Here is a 21,096-nt window from a genome sequence, read left to right on the forward strand (position 1 = left end):
GTTTTCGGCCATGCCATGACCTCATGCAGCTACTCAAGAAAACCGGCTTGATCGCCGCCGCCTTCCTGTTCCTCATCCTGCTGGCAGGCTGGCTCTTCATCAAGGTGAGCGCGGCGCGCAATGCCACCGTGTATGCCCAGCAGTGGAATGACCAGGGCACGTGCGTGATCAAGACCTATGTGCCGCACTACGGCAACGGCGTGCCGAACAACATCGTGCGCGCGTTCAGCACGTCCACCTTCTTCCGCGTGTACCACAAGGATGGCACCATGCTGGAAAGCACGGAATGGGTGCTGGACATGCATGAAGACGGCATCCTCGACCATGCCCACTGGGGCCAAAACCGCGCCATCTACCCGACCGACCTCGGGTATGAAGGCTGGACCTTGCCCGAGTGCGCGTGAAACGGGGACTTATCATGCCACAGCAAAAAGGATTGCGCGGCCCCTGGAGCGACGCCCCCTACCTTCCCACCCTGCACCATTTCCTCGGTCCCTTCGACGTGTATGACCGCGAAGAAACCCTGGGCGTGGAGCTGGATGCCTGGGACATGAACGATCCTGCCCAGCGCGCGGCGCTGATACGGCGCGACATCACGTCGCAATACAAGGAACTCAGCTACCGCCACCGCCATGCGCTGGCGGCCGTGCTGGCGCAGGCCTTGCAAGACCCTGATTACGATTTCCAGGCCATCCTCGAACATGACCCCGAAAGCACGCACGCGCTGCCGGCCCTGTGGGACGAAATGCACGACCCGCGCGCCTTCTTTGCCGATATCTACCGCCTGGTGCGGCAAGACTGGCGCGACGACCTGGCGCGCGCGGCGGCGGAAGACCCGGCCAGCTGGTAGCGCGGCGGACGCGCCACACTATCGACACGATAGGCTGCGCCCTCCTTTCCCCTATGAAATATCCATTGCGGCAATGTGCACGCGCCGTTGCAAAAACGCCCGTCTGAAAAAATATCTGTTGCACCAGCGCATGCCCACTGGCATCGCGCTACCATGAGCCGTCGGCACTTCGATAGGCGCCGCTTACCGCGCCGGTTCCCCCGCCGGCTTCCCCCAGCCGCAATGTGAAGGAGATTCTCATGCCCAAGTTCGCCCCTGCCATGTGCTTGTCGCTCATGCTTGTCGCCGCTACCTTGCCTGGTATCGCCAGCGCTGCCGAAGGCGGCGCCACGCGCGCCGACGCCGAAGCCATGGTCAAGAAAGGCGTGGCCTACATCAAGAGCGCCGGCGACGCCAAGGCGTATGGCGAGATCACGGCCAAGTCCCCGCAATTCATCCTGCACGACCTGTACCTGGTCGTGTATAAGCTCGACGGCACGGTCGCCGCGCATGGCGCCAACCCGAAAATGGTGGGCAAGAACTTGATCGACTTGAAAGATATCGATGGCAAGGCCTTCGTCAAGGAGCGCGTCGACTTGGCCAAGAGCAAGGGCACGTTCTGGCAGGAATACAAATTCACGAATCCGGAAACCAAGAAGATCGAGCCGAAGGTGATGTATTGCGAAAAGCTGGCCGAGACCGTCGTCTGCGGCGGCATCTACCTGTAGCCAGCCGCCGCGCCGCCGGCGCCGGGATGGTTGTCCGCTCTCTTGACGATAGGGGCTACATGTGAAAATCGCACAGAAGATGTTGATCGTCCCGGTGGTCGCGCTGGCTTGCCTGCTGGCCATGGGAGCCTTGTCCTACTTCGCCATGCAGCAGAACGAGCAGCGCATGCGCGAACTGAAAGACGTCACCCTGACGGCCGAGCGGCTTGCGAACCAGCAAGCCATTGCCCTGGGCCAGGTGCACGCCGACGTGTATGCGAAGATCGCCATCGCGGCCAGCTTGTCGGATGAGCAGTTCAAGCAATTCGGCGCGCAAACGGATGGCCAGCTGAACGCCATTGCGCAAGGCTTGCAGCAATTGCAGACATTCTCGGGCGCCGCCACGGAAGCGGGCCAGGCGCTGCCGGGTATCGAACGCTACCGTGCCAGCGTGGCGCAGGCGCTGGACCTGGCGTCCATGGACCCGAATACGGGCGTGGCGGCGATGCAAAATGCCGCCACGCATTACCAGCAAGTGCGCGGGCAGTTGCGCCAGGTGCTGCTCAATCTCGACCACCGCACTGTCGATGCCTTGCAGGATACCAAGAATGCGGGCCAGCGCGCCGGCTGGCTGTCGCTGGGCGCCATGGCCATCGGCTTTGCCCTGCTGGCCCTGATCGCCACCTGGGTGGCGCGCTCCGTGGTGGGCCCCATCGACGAAGCTTGCCGCGCCGCCGAATCGCTGGCCGCCGGCGACTTGACCACGCGCATCGACGCCCGGGGCGACGACGAGGTGGGCAAGCTGGCGCGGGCCCTGGCCACGGTGCTGAAAAACTGGAACACTTTATTGGGCGACATCCGCCAGGCAGGCTCCACCATCACGGTGGAAGCGAGTGAAATCGCGCTGGGCAATGCGGACTTGTCGGCCCGCACGGAATCGCAAGCCCATTCCTTGCAGGAAACGGCGTCGTCGATGCATGCCTTGACGGATACCGTGCGAGAGAATGCCAGCCATGCGCACCAGGCCAACCAGATGGTGCTGTCGACGTCGAACGTGGCGCTGGAAGGCGGCCGCGTGGTGGGCCAGGTGGTCGAGACGATGGGCTCGATCAAGGCCAGTTCCGGGCGCATCGTCGACATCATCGCCGTCATCGACGGCATTGCCTTCCAGACCAATATCCTCGCCTTGAACGCGGCCGTGGAAGCGGCGCGCGCGGGCGAACAGGGGCGCGGCTTTGCCGTCGTCGCCACGGAAGTGCGGGGCTTGGCGCAGCGCTCGGCCACGGCGGCGCGCGAAATCAAGCAATTGATCGAGGATTCCGTGGCCAGGATAGAAACGGGCAGCGAGCTGGCCGACAGCGCCGGGCGCACCATGGGCGATATCGTCGCCTCCGTCCAGCAAGTGACGGAAATCATGAACGACATCACGGCGGCCAGCCAGCGCCAGAGCAAGGGCATCGAGGAAGTCAACAACGCCATCACGGAAATGGATGAATTGACCCAGCGCAATGCCGCCCTCGTCGAACAGTCGGCCGCCGCCGCGCAAAGCATGCAGGACCAGGCGCATGATCTATTGCGCGTGGTCGACGCCTTCCGCCTGGGCGAAGCCGGCGCGCCGTTGCTGGCGCCTTAGCGCCGGTGCGGCATGGCGGCCCGGGCGCAGGCTTGCATGGCCTTGCCTGTCCCGACCAGCGCGGGGTCCGCGTCCCGCAGCAAGACATTGCCCATGCGGTATTGCTGATGGTAATCACCCAGCAGGGCTGAATACAGGAAAACCTGGTCTTGCCTGCGCCAGGCGGCGTGGTCATTGCTGCCTGGCGTAGCCGGGATGGCGGCGCTGAAGTAACTGTACAGGCCGCCCACCTTCTTCTTGTGCAGCCATTCCATCAATTGCACGATGCGGTACTGTTCCAGCAAGCTCAATTCGCTGACATTGACGCTGGACAAGGCGTAATACAGTTCCAGGCGGGCCATCCAGTTGCCCTTCCCGCCTGCCGCCGCCAGCGCATCCCAGGCAGGGCCGGCACGCACCTTGCGCGCGTCATCCGGCAATGCCATCCACGCTTCCACAAAGGCCTGGTCCGGCACGGGGCCGTAGTCGGCCGGTGCGCGGCAGACGAACTGGCGCGCATCGGGCCCGTCCTGCGGGACTTCGTCGGCGATGTATCTGGCGATCTTGTCGCCGATGCCCAGCAGGCGCTTGCCATACCCTTCCAGGGTCCAGCTCGCAGGCAAACGCCCCAGCCAGGCCAGCGCATCGTCGTTGGCACGGGCCTCCACCGCGTAGGCGGCGATCCTGGCCTGCATCCTGGCTTCCTTCTGCTGCTCCGCCAGCTTGAGCGCCTCCTGCTCTTCGTCATAGCGGCTCGTGGTCTTGGCCAGTTGCACGCAGTCCAGGAAAGCCTCCGGCGCCCCCTGCCAGCACTTGGCCGGCACCTTCAGCTGCCAGCGCATGCTGACGGTTTTCAGCACATAGTTTTCCTCGCCCTCCTCGCCCTTGAGATAGGCGCGGCCATCGGCCTTCGTCACGCCTTTCGCCAGCTGCTTGCCGCCGGCCGTGCTCCAGGTGTACGGGTCATCGTCTTGCGGCACGCCGGGCACGGCGTACAGGGTCAGGTAGTGTCCGGCTGCGGGCGGCGCATCGGCGGCATGGCTCAGCGGCGACAGCAGGGATAAGGTCAGTAAAGTTCTTTTAGGTAACAGTTTCAGCATGCAGCAATCGTCAATGAAGTTCGGTGTGGCAGGCGCAGTCGTGGCCGCTGGCCGCCTCGGACAGGTTTTGCAGGATGGCGCAGTCTTGCGACGGCTGCGGCTGGTCGCACTGGTGGCGCACGGTCACCAGTTGCTGCTGCAAGGTTTGCAGGTTCGCCATTTGTTCGGCAATGCGCAAGATGTGGTGGTCGAGCAATTCATTGACGCTTTGGCAACCTTCTGCCGGGTTGTTCTTAAATTCCAGCAAGGCGCGGATATCCGTCAAGCCGATCTGCAGCGAGCGGCAATGGCGGATGAATTGCAGCCGTTCCTGGTGTTCTTCCCGGTACTCGCGGTAGCCGGCGCTGTTGCGGCCCGGTTCCTGCAGCAAGCCCGCCTTTTCATAGTAACGTACGGTTTCCACGTCACAATCTGTCCGTTTGGCCAATTCTCCGATACGCATGGCATCCCCTTTTTCATTCCAACATGCAAATTCCGCTTGACCCTGTAGCCGCTACAGGGTTTCTAATGGAAGCATACACGAAACCGGAAGGACGATGCGATGCCGCACGATAGCCATAACCATACCCATGCGCACGACCACAAGCATGCGCACGAACCCAGCCCTGCGCCCAAGGCGGCCAGCTGCTGTTCCAGCCAGCATGCGTGCTCGTCCACGCCTGCCGCTGCGTCCGGCCCAGCGCTGCCCAGCGCCGCCATCGCCGGCGCCAACACGGCCAAATACCGCATCGCCAACATGGATTGCCCAACGGAAGAGCGCTTGATCCGCAACAAGCTGGCCACCATGGCCGGCGTCGTGGGCCTCGATTTCAACCTGATGAACCGCGTGCTCGACGTGCACCACACCCTGCCTACACTGGCCACGGTGGAAGCGGCCCTGCACGGCATCGGCATGCAAGCCATTCCCCTGGAGGCGGACGCCGCCGTTTCGCGTAACCCGGATGAAGGCAGCCTCAGCGGCATGCAGAAGGGCTTGCTGGTCGTCTCCGGCCTGGCGGCGGCGGGCGCCGAAGCGCTGGCGTGGACCACGCATGCGGACAGTTCGCCCCTCGTCATCGCCCTGGCCCTGCTGTCGATCGCCACGGGCGGCTGGCCAACCCTGAAAAAGGGGTGGATCGCCCTGAAAACGTTCACCCTGAACATCAATTTCCTGATGAGCCTAGCGGTTTTCGGCGCCATCGCCATCGGCCAATGGCCGGAAGCGGCCATGGTCATCTTCCTGTTCGCCATTGCCGAGCTGATCGAGGGCTTGTCCTTGAACCGCGCCCGCAACGCCGTGCAAAGACTGATGCAGCTGGCGCCCGACACGGCGACCGTGGCCGACGCCAGCGGCGCCTGGCAGCCAGTTGCCGTCGCCACGGTGGCCATCGGCACGCTGATGCGCGTCAAGCCGGGCGAGCGCATCGCCCTCGACGGCATCGTGCAAAGCGGCGTATCGTCCGTCAACCAGGCGCCGATCACGGGTGAAAGCATGCCGGTGGACAAGGCCGTGGGCGATGTCGTGTATGCGGGCACCATCAATGAACGGGGCTTGCTCGACGTCACCGTCACCGCCAACAGCGGCAACAGCACCCTGGCGAAAATCGTCAAGGTGATCGAGGAAACCCAGGGAAAACAGGCGCCCACGCAGCGCTTCGTCGATAACTTCGCCCGCTATTACACGCCGGCCGTCGTCGTGTTCGCCATCCTCGTGGCCGTGCTGCCGCCGCTGCTCTTCGGCGCGCCCTTCATGGCCTGGATCTACAAGGCGCTGGTGATGCTGGTGATCGCCTGCCCGTGCGCGCTCGTCATTTCCACGCCCGTCACCGTGGTCAGCGGCCTGACGGCGGCCGCGCGGCGCGGCATACTGGTGAAAGGCGGCCAATTCCTGGAAACGGGTTACCGCATCAAGGCCATCGCCGTCGACAAGACGGGCACCTTGACCATGGGCAAACCGGCCGTGACGGACGTGGTGGCCCTGGAAGGCAGCGACCGCGACGCCATCCTGCTGCTGGCCGCCAGCCTGGACGCCAATTCCGCCCACCCACTGGCCGCCGCCATCGTCAAGGCGGGTCCGCCCGCAAGCAGCCATCTGCCCGTCACCCAGTTTGCCGCCCTGCATGGACGCGGCGTGCGCGGCAGCATCGATGGACAAACGTATTACCTGGGCAATGCCCGCCTGATGACGGAATTGAACGCCCTGACGCCGGAGCTGCAAGCCATCCTGGCGCGGCTGGAACGGCAAGCCTACACGGCCATGGTGCTGGCCACCTCGGCCGGCGCGCTGGGCGTCGTCGCCGTGGCCGACGTGCTGCGCCCAACGGCGGCGTCCGCCATTGCCCGCCTGAATGCGCTGGGCGTGACCACCGTGATGCTGACGGGCGACAACTTGCTGACGGCCCAGCGCATCGGCGATGAAGTCGGGGTCAGCCTGGTCAAGGCGGAATTGCTGCCAGAAAACAAGCTGGATGAAATCAAGGCCTTGCAGCAGCAGTTCGGCGTGGTCGCCATGCTGGGCGACGGCGTCAACGATGCCCCCGCCCTGGCGCAGGCCGACATCGGCTTTGCCATGGGCGCGGCCGGCAGCGACACGGCCATCGAGACGGCGGACGTGGCCCTGATGGACGATGAACTGGGTAAATTGCCTGAATTCATCAGCCTGAGCCAGCGCACGCGCAGCATCCTCGTGCAAAACATCAGCTTTGCCATCGGCATCAAGGCCGTGTTCTTCGGCCTGGCCCTGGCCGGCATGGCGACCCTGTGGATGGCCGTGTTCGCCGACGTGGGCGCCAGCCTGCTGGTGGTGGCCAACGGTTTGAGATTGTTGCGCAATAGCAAGCAAACATAGTCCCACGCAGAAATATTTCCATCTGGACAATTGCTGTAAAAAACGCTACTTTGGCGCTTGATCTCCACCTTCGCCAAAGTAGCCGATGACCGTTCTGCCCCGCCTCCCCCTGCTGGCCACCTTGCTGGCCGCTGCCTCCCTGCATGCCGAACCGATGTACTTCACCCCTTGCTCCGATACGGCCGTGCCCGGCAGCCTGTGCTCGGGTTTGAACGTGCCCGGCAGCTACGATGCCCAGGGCCGCGCCGTGGGCGAGCCGGACGCCATGCACGTCTTCGTGCGCAAGATTGCCGCCGACGTGCCTGCCGGCAAGCCCGCCAAGGGCACCCTGTGGCTGGTGGCGGGCGGCCCCGGCGAATCGGGCGCTTCGTTCTACAGCTTGCTGCCCACCTTGCGCCGCGGCTTTCCCGGCTTTGAATTCCTCATCCCCGACCACCGCGGCACGGGGCATTCGTCGCGCCTGTGCAAGGTGGAAGAGTCGGAACGGAGTCCCGGCGGCCGCGCCCTGGCGGGTGCCGAATGGGGCAGCTGCTTTGCCGGCATCAACTTGATGCCGGAATACGCGGGCCAGTTTTCCATCACCATGGCGGCGCGCGACTTGCAAGCCTTGATCGCAGGCGAACAGGGCAAGAACAAACCACCGATGTATGTATACAGTGTGTCGTATGGCACGCAGCTGGTCTTGCGCACCTTGCAACTGGGACCGCTGCCCGTCAAGGGCGTCATCCTCGACTCGCTGGTGCCGCCGCAGACGGATGCGCGCTGGGACTTGAGCCAGCGCTCGCACGTGGTCAACACGGTCGGCATGCAAGTGCTCGCCCGCTGCGATGCGGATGCCGCTTGCCACGCGGCACTGGGCGAGCCGGCAACAACCCTGTACCGCCGCGTGCTGGACAAGGCGCAAGCCGATCCCGCGCTGCTGGCGAAAATCCCCGGCAAGAACCTGAAACACTTCCTGGGCGGCATGCTCGACGTCCCTGCCGCCCGCGCCCGCATCCCCTATCTGCTGCAGGAGCTGGACCAGGGCAAGGATGGGGAACTGGCGTCCGTGCGCGCCACGTTGACGCAGGCGGCAGCTGGCCTGGGCAGCTATCCCCAGTCGCCGCTGTCGATTCCGCTGGTTAATATCATCAGCAATTCGGAAAACAATCTGCAAGCTTCGCTGCGCCCCGGCTGGGCCGCTACCGACATCGACCGCGACGAGGCGGACTTGCTGTTTACCAGTCCCCTGCCCCGCATCCTGCTGGGCGGCGGTTTGCCCACCTACCCGCGCGACGCCTATTTCGGCGCATTGCCGGCGAAAGTGCCGCCCACTTTGGTACTGCAGGGTACCCTGGACCCGAAGACGCCCTACGCGGGCGCGCAGGCGCAAGTGCAGGCCTTGACGCAGAACAAGGCCGGCATGGTGGCCCTGTCCACCGTGCACAACGCCCCGCATTTCCTCCTGTGGACGGCGCCCGCCTGTTTTGAGCAGGCCAGCACCCGCTTTATCGCCGGCAAGCCGGCGCAGGATTGCACGCTGCAATTCCCCCCAACTAGCTAAGAGGACGATATGCGCATCACAGGCCTGGCATTGCTGCTGTTATCTTGTTTCGGCGCGGCACAAGCGGCGCCGCCCGCTTCGCCGTCGATCTGCGCTTCGCCCGCACAGTCCGTTCGCGAACAGGGCTACGTGCCCATCAACGGCATCGAGCAATGGATCACGGTCACGGGCGCCGCCTGCGGCAATCCCGTGATCCTGTTCATCCACGGCGGCCCCGGCAATGCGCTGAGTCCCTACGCGGATGCCATCTATGCGGGCTGGGAACGCCACTACACCCTGGTGCAGTGGGACCAGCGCGGCGCGGGCATGACGTATGGCAAACAGCGCCCATCGGAAGAGGTCCCCTTGACGGTGGAACAGATGCGCGACGACGGCATCGCCGTGGCCCGCTATATCGAACAGCATCTGGGCCAGCGGAAAGTCATTTTGATGGGCAGTTCCTGGGGCTCGATCCTCGGTGTGCACATGGCCAAGGCGCAGCCAGAGCTGTTCCACGCGTATATCGGCACGGCGCAGGTGGTCAATGCGCGGGCCAACGAAACCGGCATGTACCGGGAAGTGCTTGCGCTGGCGCAAGCGGCCGGCGATACCGCCACGGTGGACAAGCTGACGGCGCTCGGCGCGCCGCCCTGGCGCGATCCGCGCAACTTCGGCATCCTGCGCCGCTTCGACCGCAAATATGAGGGATTGGCAACGGATGCGCCGCCCAAGCACTGGTGGCAGCCGGCGCCGTTCTACGCCACGCCGCAAGCGCTGGCCGATGCCGAGGCGGCCGATGACTACTCGTACATCCAGTTCATCGGCCTGCGCGGCGACGGCATGTTTGCCAAGGTCGACCTGCCCGCGCTGGGCACGCGCTTCGACTTGCCCGTATTTTTCATCATGGGCGAAGCGGACTTGCTGACCTCGCCCGTCATCGCGCGCAGCTACTTCGACAGTATCACGGCGCCGGCCAAGGATTTTACCGTGGTGAAACGGGCCGGACACGACCCCAACCAGGCCGTGCACGACGCCCAATGGACGGTCTTGCGCGACAAGGTGGAGCCGCTGCTGAAGTAAAGCGCGCGGCGCGGTGCATTCACGGCACACTTTCCTTGTCGATCTGTGCCGTGAAGCGCCGCTCGAAGTCCATCAGTTCCGCCACATTCAGGTCCGAGATGAGCCGATAATGCATGCCGGAGCGGCTCCAGCGTATCAAATGGTAGCCTTGCCTGACGGTCAGGCGCGGCGGCGCATCGCGCTGTGCCCCGTCGGGCCAGACATACAGGTTCAGCACATGCTGGTGCCGGCGGTACGCGAGAGCGGCGACGGGACGCGCGTTGATATAGTCGAGGCGCCCGCCGATCAAGGGGAAACCTTCTTGCGCCAGATCAACCACGGGTGGAGAAAAGTCGAGCTTGCCGCTGAACCATGGCTTGACCGTGTGCTGGTCGGAGGACGCCACGTCGGCCAGATGATCGGGCATCAGCGAACGGAAATGGCTGGCGACGATCTCCTGGTCGAGCCGTTCCGCGTCCGATGGCACGGACAGGTACAGCGCCAGGGTGACGGCCAGGGCCGCCGTGCTGGCGCTGGCCACGCCAAAATTGATCCAGGCCCACGGCAGTTGCGCCCATTTCCTGCCGCGCGGGGCTTTCCTTGCCTGCTTGCCCTCTTCCTGCAACGCCTGGCGCAGGCGCTGCTGCAGGAAAGCGGGCGCGGCATGGCCGGCGGCATGCTGTTTCACCGCCGCGCGCAGGGCAAACAGCTGTTCGCAGGCTTTGGCGCAGTCCTGGCACTGGGCCAGATGCTGCGCCAGTTGCGCCATGGCCGAGGCATCGAGCTCGCCATCGGCATAGGCGGACAGCCTGTCTTGTGATTCCTTGCACTCCATGTCAGCTCTCACCATCAGATTGTTTCAGGCGCGCCAGCAGCAGCTTGCGTCCGCGCGCCAGGCGCGACATCACCGTGCCGATCGGGATGTCGACGATGTCCGCAATCTCCTTGTAGGATAAATCGTCGATCTCCTTCAGCACCAGCACTTCCCTGAATGGCTGCGGCAGCGTATCCAGGGCATGGTTGACCGCCTCCTTCGCATCGGCGCGGGCCAGGATGTCTTCCGGGTTGCCGCATCCATCTTCATCGTGGCCATGGAGTTCCTCGTCAAAGCCGATGTCAGCGTGTTCTGCGCGACCATCGCGCAGCGACGTGTAATACGTATTGCGCACGATCGTCAGCAGCCAGGCGCGCGCGCCGTCGCCATGGTAGCCGTCCATGTAGCGGTAGGCGCGCAGGAAAGCCGTCTGCACCAGGTCCTGGGCATCCTGGTCATTGCGCGTGAGCCAGCGTGCCAGCTTGTAGGCGGCGTCCAGGTGAGGCAAGGCCATTTTCTCAAAGAACCGGGTTTTATCGATGTCGTTCAAATCAACACCCATCCGCCTGTCTGGCGTCTCAACTCCCAAGACTCGCTTTGCCTGCCGTTTATTCCCGATATGGCGGTTTTTTTACGGCAGAAAATAAACCGGCACAGGCGGGAATATTTGCCGCGCCTTCGCAGTTATAGCATGTGCAGGCCCCGATTGCATCGGGGCCTGGCAACCGCAAAGCGAAAGGAGTTCAACATGCAACATCCCCGCTTCCTCCCTGGCCTGGCCGCGGCCACGCTGATGACGTTCAGCGGGAGCGCCACCGCCGGCGACGCCATGCACGGCCAGGTGCTCTACAAAACCATGTGCATATCCTGCCACTCGATCGACTACAACGGCGTGGGACCCGCGCACAAGGGCGTGTTCGGCAGGAAAGCCGGCAGTGTCGCCGACTACAACTATTCGCCCGCCGTGAAGGCGTCCGCCATCGTGTGGGGCGAGAAAACGCTGGACCAATGGCTGTCGGGTCCGGAAAAACTGATTCCCGGCCAAAAAATGGGCTACCTGGTGCCGTCCGCGCAGGACCGCGCCGACCTGATCGCTTATCTGAAGCAGGAGTCCGCTCGGGCCAGCCCTGCCCAGGCCACCAAATAGAGACAGTTGTGCCACCGCCTGCCAGCCATTGCCAGGCATTTCAAGGAGAAACATCATGATGGACCGCAGAAGCTTCATGAAACTGGCCGCCGTCGGCGGCGGCGCCGTGTTCATGTCCGGACTCTACGGGCATGCGCCGGCGGCGGCCGGAAAAACGGCAGCCGCTCCCTACGAGGATTTCTATTTCGTCCAGTTGTCCGACGTGCACTGGGGTTTCACGGGCGCCGCCAACCCCGATGCCCTCCACACCTTCAGGACGGCCGTCGCCACCGTGAATGCGCTGGAAGTGCAGCCCGATTTCATCATCTTTACGGGCGACCTCACGCATACGACGGACGATCCGAAGGAGCGCCGCCAGCGCATGGCCGAATTCAAGGACATCGCGGCCGGTCTGACGGTGAAAAACGTGCGCTTCATCCCCGGCGAGCACGACGCTTCGCTCGACAACGGCGCCGCCTACAGGGAAAACTTCGGCCCGTCCAACTACGCGTTCGAGCACAAGGGCGTGCATTTCATTGCCCTCGATAACGTTTCCGACCCCGGCGCGCGCATCGGCGACACGCAGCTGGCATGGCTGAAGGACGACCTGGACAAGCAGGCCAAGGATGCGCGCATCGTCGTCTTCACCCACCGCCCCCTGTTCGACCTCGTGCCCAAATGGGACTGGGCCACGCGCGACGGCGACAAGGCGATGACGCTATTGATGCCGTACAGCAATGTGACCGTGTTCTATGGCCATATCCACCAGGAACATCACCACATGACGGGCCAGATCGCGCATCACGCCGCCAAGTCCCTGATTTTCCCCTTGCCGGCACCGGGATCGCAGGAAAAGCGCGCGCCCATGCCCTGGGACCCGGCCGCGCCGAACAAGGGCCTGGGCTTGCGCGAAGTGGAGGCGGAAGCAAACAAGGAGTACAAGCTCACGGAATTTCCCGTGACAAGGAGCTGAACCATGGACCGTGCAAGAAGACAGCTATGTGCAAGGTTAGCCTGCGGTATCGGCGCGCTGCTGACGGTGGCCGCCATCGACGCCCAAGGCGTGAAAAAAAATGCCGGAAAAGAAAGAATCATCGCCATCCAGGCGAAGAAATTCGTCTACACACCGAACGAAATCACCTTGAAGAAGGATGAACCGGTCGTGCTGGCGTTCACGGCCATCGATTTCATCCATGGTTTTTTCATCCCGGACATGAAAATCCGCGCCGACCTGACGCCGGGCCAGGTCACCGAAGTGAGGCTGACGCCCGGCAAGGCCGGTGAATACGCCTTTTTATGCGACAACTTTTGCGGCAGCGGCCACGAGGAGATGAATGGGAAGATCATTGTCACGGAGTAAGGTGGACAAATCATAAAGTTCGACGCAAGCCCGCCATGAGGCGAGCGACTTCGACGCGCCGCGCGTGCAAATACAGTTGACACCACCGCGCGTCGAAGCTTGCTGAGGCCATGGCTGCAACATTTCTGAGCTTATATGAGCGGCTGCTTTCGGCCCATAGCGGACGTTTCGACCTCGGCTTTATATAGGTTTTAGATGAAATGGCTCTACGAGCACTTCCAAGCGACCCACCTGTTGCTTACATTTTCAGCCGGTTGAGGCCCAAGCAGGTTTTGAGCCCATTTGTCGAATTCCTGTACGGTGCCGTCAGCCGCCTTGTATGCAATAGCGTAAGACCTTGATTGTCCAGCAATGAATGCAATAACGTAGGTGGCAAACGAATTTACGATGCCACTATCCGACGCCAACCATTCCTCCATCGCACGAAAATCTGCGAAACCATCCAGTCGCACCAGCGGATAGTGAGCAGAATAAACAAGTGCGAGGAACTCCCCGTGGACAGGCTCGTCACCTCTTAGTACTTCGGATCGAAATCGCGATCTGTCGACTGCAGGGTCTGCGAGATGTGCATTGTTTGAGTCGTGCGTATTGAGGCGGCTCATTACCTCAGCTACGGTGAGGCAAGAGCCTTCAGGGTCATCATTTGACGCGGTCACAGCCATTTCGGCCATCTCAAGTACGTTCATAATTGGTGTTTTTTGATGGAGGTCTCCCCTCCTGATAGCATGGGCCCAACGACCGCTTGTAGCCGATTGCTGTCGTTTCTCAATACTTCTCGCCCTCATCGCCCAGAACTTGGGCATCGAGCTTTACCGCTAATTCCTTCATTTTCTTGATTGCATTTCCACTCGGATTTTTTACCGAAATCTCACCACGATGATAATAGAAATAGTGCTTGTCGTTCGTCTTTGGATCAATCCATGCCGCCATCAATGGATTGCTGACCTGAACTATTTCACGTGTTTGAGGGTTCGCAGCCGTAGCAGTTGCATCCATTTTCAGCAATCCGTCGGCGGCGACAGCACTCTTCCATTCCAACTCGGAAATTGGCGTTTGCGAGCTCTGCGACCACTCCCCAGCTTTTGTAATGTGTAGATCGTAACCCATAGCTATAGTTGGAAAAACAAAGAAAAGGAGAGCCCCATATTGACTAGAGCGTATCTTCATAGTTTTTGTAAGGTGATATTTAAAGGTTCTTGCCGCTTCTCGCCGATAGCGGCACAAGAGCATAGCGGATTGCTAAACAGAAAAACTCACACATTGTCACGCTGCCGCGAATGACCGCTTGTTGGCCGTAAGCGGCTCTTCGTTGAATGTCCGCTCTTGGCCGGTTGCCGCTTCTGCCAGGTTCCGCCCCGTAGCGGTCGGTGAACACAATGAAGCAGTCCATCAGGCAATATCCGCTATTTGACTCCAACGGCGCCCCAGCCGTCGTAATACCCATTGCGAACTTCCGCCAGGGATTGTAGCGCGCGTGTCGTCGCCTGCATTGCTTGCAACTCTGGCACCATCTTACGTTTGGCGTGAATTTCCCATTGCTTCGCGGTGGGTGGCTGGCCAATGCCTACAATCTCGTATCCCAAGGCTCGGATTTTCTCTGCCGTGGCAACCGCGTCGGCCTTTCGAATAAAGACAAGAAAGAAATCGATGTTATGTACTTTGGTAACATCCGCGCCGTTCTGACGCAGATTTTCTATGACCCGTGCATCCTGTTGTTCGGCAATTGACGTCTGAGCAATGACTGTCGATGCTGCAAACCATGCAATTACCAACGTTGCGCAGCTTAACAAGCGAAGTGGCTTCATGGGAGATGTGCTCTTTCTTGATCTAATATAAAAATGTGCTGGCCACACCAGCTGGCGAGGGCCGACTGTCCGCTTCTGGCCGATAGCGACCGTTCCCGAAGCATAGCCGCCAGGCTCACTTGTATCAAATTTATTAATTTTTGTCTAAAACTATTGTCTTGCGTCCGACCGTTCGTCCAAAACCGAATCCTGCTTGCGCCGCCGCTCATGGCGGCGCCAGCATTTTCCCTGCCCCCCAAAGGGGGTAATCAGGCGGCGCGGCGCGCCCGCAGATGCAGGTGGCGGATGGTGGCCGCGGCCGCCATCAGGATGGCGGAAGCCGTGGCCAGCACGACAATGAACGCCTTGTCGAAGGCCGAACGGGCCAGTTCCGACACTTGCAAGCCCAGTTCGGCCGGCAATTGCTCGGCGGCCAGCAGCGCCGCGTCGAGCGTGTCATGGGCATTCGGCAACAGGCCCGCGCTTTCCGGAATCACCAGGGTGGCGCTGTAGACGGCCGACAAGATGGTGCCCAGCACCGTCACGCCGATCACGGCGCCCAGTTCATACGACACTTCCTCGATCGAGGCGGCCATGCCGGCCTGTTGCGGGGCCACGTTCAGCATCACGGCGCTGGACGCGGCCGTCATGACGGCACCCAGGCCCAGGCCCAGGATCACCAGGCTGGCCACTTGGGCCGAGACGGCGGCGTCATGCAGCAGCAGATACGACGCCATGCCTATGCCGGACAGCAACAACGAACCCCACAAGACCTTGGCCTTGTCGGCGCGCGGCAGCATGAAACCCGTCAGCGGGCCGGCAAACACGGATGCCAGCGGCAGCGGCAACAGCAGCAAGCCCGCTTCCAGCGGAGACAATTCCCGCACCAGCTGCATGTGCTGGCTTAGTGCCAGTTCCATGCCGATCAGGGCGGCGGACGCCACCATGGCGGCGGCCACGGCACTGGAAAACGGCAGTTCGCGGAACAGGGCGAAGTCGATCAGCGGCCTGGCTTGCCGCTTCTGGCGGCGCACGAACTTCAGCATGAAGAAGGCGCCCACGGCGAACGAGGCGGCGGCCAGCGCGTACGACGGCTGCGACTTGCCCAGTTCCTTGATCGCATACACGCCACCAAGCAGGCCCATCATGACTTGCAGCGAACCCTTCAGATCCCACGGCTTGTCGCGGTTACCGGCCCGTTTCGGCAGGACGACGGCGGCCAGCACCAGGGTCAGCAGGACGATGGGTACGTTGATCAGGAAGACGGAACCCCACCAGTAGTGTTCCATCAGGAAACCGCCCAGCACGGGGCCGAATGCGGCACCGCCCGAGGCGATGGCCGCCCACACGCCGATGGCGAACGAGCGCTCGCGGTTGTCCGTAAAGGTCAGGCGGATGATGGACAAGGTGGCCGGCATCATCAGCGCGGCGCCGATGGCCAGCAGCACGCGGGCAAAGATCAGCCACTCCGGCGCGGGCGAAAACGCGGCGCACAGCGAGGCGACGCCGAACACGGCCAGGCCGGCGAGGAAAACGGGTTTGTGGCTCAAGCGGTCACCGAGGGTGCCGAGGCCGGGCAACAAGCCGGAGACGACCAGCGCGTACACGTTGATGATCCACAGTTTTTGCGAGGAAGTGGCCTGCAAGTCGCGCGTCAGCGCGGGCAAGGCGGTGTAGAGCACGGTCATGTCGACCACGATGAGGAACAAGGCGCTGGAGACGATGGCCAGCGTCAGCCATTTTTTCATTGGATGCATAAACAACTCATGGATTTTAGTGTAACTTTTAACAACTATCGGTATGGATGAATTTGGTGCTGCGCAAATATTTACGTTCCAGGCTGCCACGGGCCTGGGCTGGTCGGGGGCGGCGGGCGTCAGCCACGGTCGCCATCCTTGTCATCCACGGCGGCCGTCACTTCCGGCACGTCGAGTTCGCGCAGCATGACGACGGACACTTGCTTGAAGCCGCGTCCCTGGAAAAAGGTCTGCGCCGTCAGGTTGTGCGCGCCGCATTCGAGGAACAAACGGGCGATGCCGTGGCTGCGCAATTCGCTCGCTACCCACTCCACCAGTTGGCTGCCGATGCCGCTGCCGCGCACGGAAGGCAGCAAGACCAGGTCGTCCAGCGCGGCGAACGATTTCGAGGCGCGCTGGCGCGTGTCGATGGAAACCAACGCCATGCCGACGATGGCCTCGCCCGAGGTGGCGACGGCCAGCAGGGTTGAATCGCCATGCGCCCAGTCGTGCGACAGGGCGGCGCGGATTTCGCCGCGTATGACCTCAGGCAAGTCCGCGCGCCAGTTGCCGGGCGCATCGGCGCGCTCGCCCTGCAGCTCCGAATGGGAGATGTAGTCGGCGCTGACGTTGTCGAGGTAGAGCTGGCACAGCGCATCTTCGGCGGTGGCGTCGTGACACCAGCTGAAGCTGATGGCGGGATTATGGGCTTGAGCGTTTTTCATGGCGGATCTCGTGTTGTTGAAAATGTAAATGCATTTTATGTCGCCCCTGAATGGCATTCAAGTTAAAATCCATCTGTAAAACAGATAGGTGGATGCCATGCAATGGACTTTGGAACAAATGCGCTACTTCGAGGCGGCCGTCGCAGCCGGTTCTTTTTCGGGTGCGGCGCGGCGGCTGGGCCGCGCGCAATCGGTGGTCAGCACCTCGATCGGTCTGCTGGAAGCGGAGTTCGGCGTGGAACTGTTCGACCGTTCGCGTCGCAGCGCCGTGCTGACGGAAGCGGGGAAGGTGATGCACCTGGAAGCATGCGAACTGCTGCGCCAGGCCGAGCGATTGCAACTGCGGGCGCAGCTTTTGAGCGAGGCGCCGGAAGCGCAGCTGACCCTGGCCCTGGACGAAGCCCTGCCCTACCTTGCCATCAGCACCCTGGTGAAGGAATTGGCGGCGCGCTACCCGGCGCTGGAACTGGTGATGCTCAACGCCACGGCGTCGGAAGTGGCGCAATACGTGGAGCAGCAGCAAGCGGACGTGGCCTTCCACTTCGACCGCGGCCCCATTTCCCCCGTGCTGGAACAGCAGCACATCGGCAGCGTGGCGCAAGGCGTGTTCGTGGCCAAAGGCCACCCTATGGCCCACGGCCAGGAAGTGAGCCGCAACGAGCTGACCCGCTACCGCCAGCTGATCATGGATTCAGAACTGAACCGCGAACACGCGTTCAGCCCCGCCGTCTGGTTTTCCGACAGTTTTTACAGCATCGCGGAAATGGTCGCGGACGAGCTGGGCTGGGCGATCCTGCCCCTGAACATCGCCAACTACGACAACTACAAGGGCTATCTGCAGGAAGTGCCCTGCCCTGCGCTGGCCCTGTCGCGCTTGCCCGTGCGGCGCTTATCGATCCACGGCAAGAAGCTCAGCGAGACGAGTTTGTGGCTGACGACCAGGTTGGCAGAGTTGCTATTGGATGGGCCGAGGGGGTGAGTGCATGCAAGTCAGTGCAGGAATGTTGAGGCTTTTATGATAAATAGAAGCCAGTTCCTGAGTGCTGATCCGGCACGGCAAGGAGGCGGAGCTTCAAGGTCGAGGTGTGGCACAATCCTGAATGGTCTGAACTTGAATGATCAAAGATGGCAGCATGAAATGACGGGCGCTGGCATCTTTATTGACACTAGCGACATTTGCTAGCCAAGGGAAATGATGAGTATTGAAATAGTTGATGTGGAAAATGTATTGAAGGATTTTATTCTGGCCATGAATGGTTGGGAACTTCATTACTACCCCGAGGTGCGAGAGAAAGGGCTGATTACTCTCAAAGAAAAAATGAAGCAGGATCTTGATGCTATTTTTGATTGCTTTTGCACCAAAAAAGAAAGAAAACAAGGTCGCCAGATGTCATTGCTCTGCAGCGATCCTCCTGAATACTCACCCACCGAAATATTTTTAAATTCATGCATCTCAGGAAGTAAAGCTGTCATTTCCACGCAGCAGACTTCGGGATTCAAGAATAGATACAGATATACATTTGGTCTTAAAAACCAGCAATGGTTTATTGATAAAAAAGAATGGCTTGATGAAGAGGAAGGCATGGAGCGTTGGCGACCGGCGTATCTTTAGTCGCGTTCGCTCAAGCTTGCGCCAATGCGGGCCACGCGACGACGATCAACGCAGTCCCCGCTTCCGAGAGACGCCAGCAATCATAACGAGCGCGGTATCGTCCGCACCAGGAAAAGAATGAGTATTAACACCAAACTGAAAAAACTCGAAGATAAGGCCATGGCCAAAGGCGAGTATGCGGTCGCCGCAGCTGCAGCCCATCTGTTGCAGGATATTGGCTGCGTGGACAAGCAGATTAACCTGGTCGGCGCGCTGCACGAAGTCGGCTACCTGCAGAATTCATTTTCTCCATACTGGAAAGAATTCAGAACTGATGAATCGGCATGGATAGAACGCTGTTTGGCCAGGCTTGTCACTGCTGACCATGACTATTGGGCGCTTGCCGCGCTTCTGGGCTGCAATGGTCCAACGACCATCAGCATCGCCATTGGCCAGGGTTTTAAATCCGCTGCAACAAGGCTTTACGAACGTTTTGACAAACCCAAGGTCCATGTCGATACTTTATATTTGACAGCCAATGGAGAAGTGCTGCATCCCGTATTGGAAGTCGGCTATGACATCAAAGACATGAAAACTGTCGACATGGGAAGAGCACGGGCACTTAATCTGAAGAATAAACAATGGAAGCCAGGCGATCGTATGGGCGACGGCGGACTGTCACTTTCCATGCAGGCCAAACTTCCGCATGGTGCATGGCGCTCGGTATGGACGGCTTTTAAAACATGGGATGCATGACGACATGATGAATTGCAGGACAGTCAATGCATGGCTGGAAATGGCGCAAGACGATGAAGTGTTCATTGATGCCGACGACATCAACCGCGAGGCGATGGAGAACATGTGGAGCTTTTCGCCTACGGACGAGGAAACGCCGCACATAGAAGCCGCGGATATCGTTGCATTCATCGGCGAATTGATCGCGGCACGCGGCAGCGCACTCAAAGGCGAGGACATGCTGTTCTATTGCTGGCACGATGCGCAATGCCGCCAGCTGCGCTTCAGCCTGGTGTCGCGCTCGCATGGCCGCCTGCCGTTTCGCTGCGAGGTGCGCGAAACGCAGGATTTATCTCTGATCGCCGACCGGGTGGTGAACGGGGACTGGCGCAACGAGGATGTTATGCAGGCCCCGTCGGAGGAAGGCGATGCGCAAGAGCAAGTGCCGTTCATCCTGCCCGTATTTGTCGTGCCCGTGCCGTAGGAATCGGCGCGGCGCCGGGTCTTCACTCCATTTACGCCTGAAAACGTGCGGGCCGGCAAGCCTCCAGGGCTGACGCTGGCTGTCCATCGACGATTTCCCCGCTGGCAAGCTGACCCACGATGCCTGCCAGCACGACGCCCGGATGCATGGCGCACACGTACGCGCCTTCGACCTGCGGCAAGTAGCCGATGATGGGCACGCCGTCAAAGGGCATGGGGCGCAGGCCGATGCAGGCGAATTCCGGCGCGATGGTGTCGGCGCCTTCAAGTTCACTGCGGATCGCGCTGGCCGTGCGTTGCGCCATGGCGGCCGGCTGGTTTTCAGGCGCCTCGTCCACATAATCTTCCGCCGCCAGCATGGTGCCGTCTTCGTCTTGCCGCACTTCCATGGCATGGCTGGAAATAATGCCGCGCACCAAGCCGGGCGGCGCCTGGTAGCGCAGGAAGACGGCGGGCGAGGCGTGGATGGGCAGGCTGGCGCCCAGCTGCTCCGCCAGCGCGGCAGTGGCGGTGCCTGCCGCCAGCACGATCACATCCGCATCGATGACGCCAGCGGCCGTTTCCACGCCCCTCACCTTCCCGTCCTGGACGGCAAAGCCCAGCACGGGCGTGTGCGTGCGGACCGTCGCACCGAGCGCCCGGGCCGCTGCCAGCAAGGCGTGCGTCGCGGCGACCGCGTCGAGGGCGCCCTGCTCCGGTTCGTACAGCGCCTTTTGCGGCGGTTGCCGCAGCTGCGGTTCCAAGTGGGCGATGCGGGTGCGGTCGATCACCATGCACGAGGGAGAAACGCGCCCATCCTGCGTGCCATACGACAAGGCGCCATGCCAGCGCACCGTCAAGCCTGGCACCTGCGTTTCCAGCCGGCGCCAGGCGGCGATGGCGCCGCCGCGCAGGGCCGCGATGGGATCACCCCCCGCGCAGGACGCGTTAAGCCAGGCAAACGAAGTGCCCGTCACGCCGGAAGCGATGCCGCCCGCCTCGACGACGGTGACTTTCGCCCCCTTGCTGGCCAGGTGGTAGGCGAGCGATGCGCCGACGATGCCGGCGCCGATGACGACGATGCGTTTTGAGGTTTCTTGATTCATA

At 61.7% G+C, this 21,096-nt stretch carries 23 protein-coding genes; 14 read left to right on the plus strand and 9 right to left on the minus strand.

Annotated elements, in window-relative coordinates; translation table 11 throughout:
• Window positions 1-23: 23 nt before the first annotated feature.
• The 4 genes from CLU94_RS27245 (at window position 24) to CLU94_RS27260 (ending at window position 3,169) form a co-directional block, all read left to right on the plus strand.
• On the plus strand, window positions 24-404 hold the full coding sequence (locus CLU94_RS27245) for a hypothetical protein (protein WP_099667984.1): 381 nt from the start codon (window positions 24-26) through the stop codon (window positions 402-404).
• 14 nt (window positions 405-418) lie between these two features.
• A complete protein-coding gene (locus CLU94_RS27250; RefSeq protein ID WP_099667985.1) occupies window positions 419-850 on the plus strand; it encodes a hypothetical protein in 432 nt (143 codons plus the stop codon).
• Between the two features lie 239 nt (window positions 851-1,089).
• A complete protein-coding gene (locus tag CLU94_RS27255) occupies window positions 1,090-1,557 on the plus strand; it encodes a cache domain-containing protein (RefSeq protein ID WP_306558512.1) in 468 nt (155 codons plus the stop codon).
• Between the two features lie 79 nt (window positions 1,558-1,636).
• Complete coding sequence (locus CLU94_RS27260; protein WP_099667986.1) at window positions 1,637-3,169, plus strand: methyl-accepting chemotaxis protein; 1,533 nt, start codon at window positions 1,637-1,639, stop codon at window positions 3,167-3,169.
• Here CLU94_RS27260 and CLU94_RS27265 read toward each other — a convergent pair.
• Entirely contained in the window at window positions 3,166-4,248 is a 1,083-nt protein-coding gene (locus tag CLU94_RS27265; RefSeq protein ID WP_099667987.1) for a hypothetical protein, read from the minus strand. The genes CLU94_RS27260 and CLU94_RS27265 overlap by 4 nt on opposite strands.
• 10 nt (window positions 4,249-4,258) lie before the next feature.
• Window positions 4,259-4,690: a Cd(II)/Pb(II)-responsive transcriptional regulator gene (gene cadR / locus CLU94_RS27270; protein ID WP_099667988.1), complete on the minus strand. Its 432-nt coding sequence runs from the start codon at window positions 4,688-4,690 to the stop codon at window positions 4,259-4,261.
• A gap of 99 nt (window positions 4,691-4,789) precedes the next feature.
• Here cadR and CLU94_RS27275 point away from each other — a divergent pair, with 99 nt between their 5' ends.
• The 3 genes from CLU94_RS27275 to CLU94_RS27285 all read left to right on the plus strand — a co-directional run bounded on the left by CLU94_RS27275 (window position 4,790) and on the right by CLU94_RS27285 (window position 9,677).
• Entirely contained in the window at window positions 4,790-7,075 is a 2,286-nt protein-coding gene (locus CLU94_RS27275; RefSeq protein ID WP_099667989.1) for a heavy metal translocating P-type ATPase, read from the plus strand.
• 85 nt (window positions 7,076-7,160) lie between these two features.
• Window positions 7,161-8,618 carry an alpha/beta fold hydrolase gene (locus CLU94_RS27280; protein WP_099667990.1) on the plus strand — a complete coding sequence of 486 codons (1,458 nt, stop codon included), beginning with the start codon at window positions 7,161-7,163 and terminating at the stop codon, window positions 8,616-8,618.
• Window positions 8,619-8,627: 9 nt separating this feature from the next.
• Complete coding sequence (locus CLU94_RS27285) at window positions 8,628-9,677, plus strand: alpha/beta fold hydrolase (protein WP_099667991.1); 1,050 nt, start codon at window positions 8,628-8,630, stop codon at window positions 9,675-9,677.
• A 19-nt stretch (window positions 9,678-9,696) separates the two neighbouring features.
• Here the strand turns inward: CLU94_RS27285 and CLU94_RS27290 are convergent, their stop codons facing one another.
• Together CLU94_RS27290 and CLU94_RS27295 are read right to left on the minus strand one after the other, a co-directional pair.
• Window positions 9,697-10,506, minus strand: a complete 810-nt coding sequence (locus tag CLU94_RS27290; RefSeq protein WP_257219025.1) for an anti-sigma factor family protein — start codon at window positions 10,504-10,506, stop codon at window positions 9,697-9,699.
• Entirely contained in the window at window positions 10,493-10,984 is a 492-nt protein-coding gene (locus tag CLU94_RS27295; RefSeq protein WP_257219026.1) for a sigma-70 family RNA polymerase sigma factor, read from the minus strand. Before CLU94_RS27295 ends, CLU94_RS27290 begins: the two co-directional genes overlap by 14 nt.
• A 234-nt stretch (window positions 10,985-11,218) precedes the next feature.
• Between CLU94_RS27295 and CLU94_RS27300 the strand changes: the two genes are divergently transcribed.
• From CLU94_RS27300 to CLU94_RS27310, 3 genes are read left to right on the plus strand one after another with little or no spacing between them, the layout of a single operon-like run.
• Window positions 11,219-11,617 (plus strand): c-type cytochrome, encoded by a 399-nt coding sequence (locus CLU94_RS27300; RefSeq protein ID WP_099667994.1) that lies wholly within the window; start codon window positions 11,219-11,221, stop codon window positions 11,615-11,617.
• Between the two features lie 58 nt (window positions 11,618-11,675).
• Window positions 11,676-12,569, plus strand: coding sequence for a metallophosphoesterase family protein (locus CLU94_RS27305; RefSeq protein WP_099668532.1), 894 nt, complete (start codon window positions 11,676-11,678; stop codon window positions 12,567-12,569).
• Between the two features lie 3 nt (window positions 12,570-12,572).
• Complete coding sequence (locus CLU94_RS27310) at window positions 12,573-12,956, plus strand: cupredoxin domain-containing protein (RefSeq protein ID WP_099667995.1); 384 nt, start codon at window positions 12,573-12,575, stop codon at window positions 12,954-12,956.
• A gap of 765 nt (window positions 12,957-13,721) precedes the next feature.
• Here CLU94_RS27310 and CLU94_RS27315 read toward each other — a convergent pair.
• The 4 genes from CLU94_RS27315 to CLU94_RS27330 all read right to left on the minus strand — a co-directional run bounded on the left by CLU94_RS27315 (window position 13,722) and on the right by CLU94_RS27330 (window position 17,201).
• A complete protein-coding gene (locus CLU94_RS27315; protein WP_099667996.1) occupies window positions 13,722-14,123 on the minus strand; it encodes a hypothetical protein in 402 nt (133 codons plus the stop codon).
• A gap of 236 nt (window positions 14,124-14,359) precedes the next feature.
• Window positions 14,360-14,761, minus strand: a complete 402-nt coding sequence (locus CLU94_RS27320) for a ribonuclease E inhibitor RraB (RefSeq protein WP_099667997.1) — start codon at window positions 14,759-14,761, stop codon at window positions 14,360-14,362.
• A 248-nt stretch (window positions 14,762-15,009) separates the two neighbouring features.
• Window positions 15,010-16,488, minus strand: a complete 1,479-nt coding sequence (locus CLU94_RS27325; RefSeq protein ID WP_289905585.1) for an MFS transporter — start codon at window positions 16,486-16,488, stop codon at window positions 15,010-15,012.
• A 128-nt stretch (window positions 16,489-16,616) separates the two neighbouring features.
• Entirely contained in the window at window positions 16,617-17,201 is a 585-nt protein-coding gene (locus CLU94_RS27330; RefSeq protein WP_180278790.1) for a GNAT family N-acetyltransferase, read from the minus strand.
• 97 nt (window positions 17,202-17,298) lie between these two features.
• Here CLU94_RS27330 and CLU94_RS27335 point away from each other — a divergent pair, with 97 nt between their 5' ends.
• The 4 genes from CLU94_RS27335 (at window position 17,299) to CLU94_RS27350 (ending at window position 20,011) form a co-directional block, all read left to right on the plus strand.
• Window positions 17,299-18,180 (plus strand): LysR family transcriptional regulator, encoded by an 882-nt coding sequence (locus tag CLU94_RS27335; protein WP_180278791.1) that lies wholly within the window; start codon window positions 17,299-17,301, stop codon window positions 18,178-18,180.
• 213 nt (window positions 18,181-18,393) lie between these two features.
• On the plus strand, window positions 18,394-18,813 hold the full coding sequence (locus tag CLU94_RS27340) for an NTF2 fold immunity protein (RefSeq protein WP_099668001.1): 420 nt from the start codon (window positions 18,394-18,396) through the stop codon (window positions 18,811-18,813).
• Window positions 18,814-18,930: 117 nt separating this feature from the next.
• On the plus strand, window positions 18,931-19,548 hold the full coding sequence (locus CLU94_RS27345) for a hypothetical protein (protein WP_099668002.1): 618 nt from the start codon (window positions 18,931-18,933) through the stop codon (window positions 19,546-19,548).
• A 4-nt stretch (window positions 19,549-19,552) separates the two neighbouring features.
• On the plus strand, window positions 19,553-20,011 hold the full coding sequence (locus CLU94_RS27350; RefSeq protein WP_143451574.1) for a hypothetical protein: 459 nt from the start codon (window positions 19,553-19,555) through the stop codon (window positions 20,009-20,011).
• A gap of 31 nt (window positions 20,012-20,042) precedes the next feature.
• Here CLU94_RS27350 and CLU94_RS27355 read toward each other — a convergent pair whose 3' ends face one another.
• Window positions 20,043-21,095 (minus strand): NAD(P)/FAD-dependent oxidoreductase, encoded by a 1,053-nt coding sequence (locus tag CLU94_RS27355; protein WP_099668004.1) that lies wholly within the window; start codon window positions 21,093-21,095, stop codon window positions 20,043-20,045.
• Window position 21,096 lies beyond the last annotated feature (1 nt).

This window comes from Janthinobacterium sp. 13, assembly GCF_002749695.1.
Lineage (GTDB): Bacteria > Pseudomonadota > Gammaproteobacteria > Burkholderiales > Burkholderiaceae_D > Janthinobacterium > Janthinobacterium kumbetense.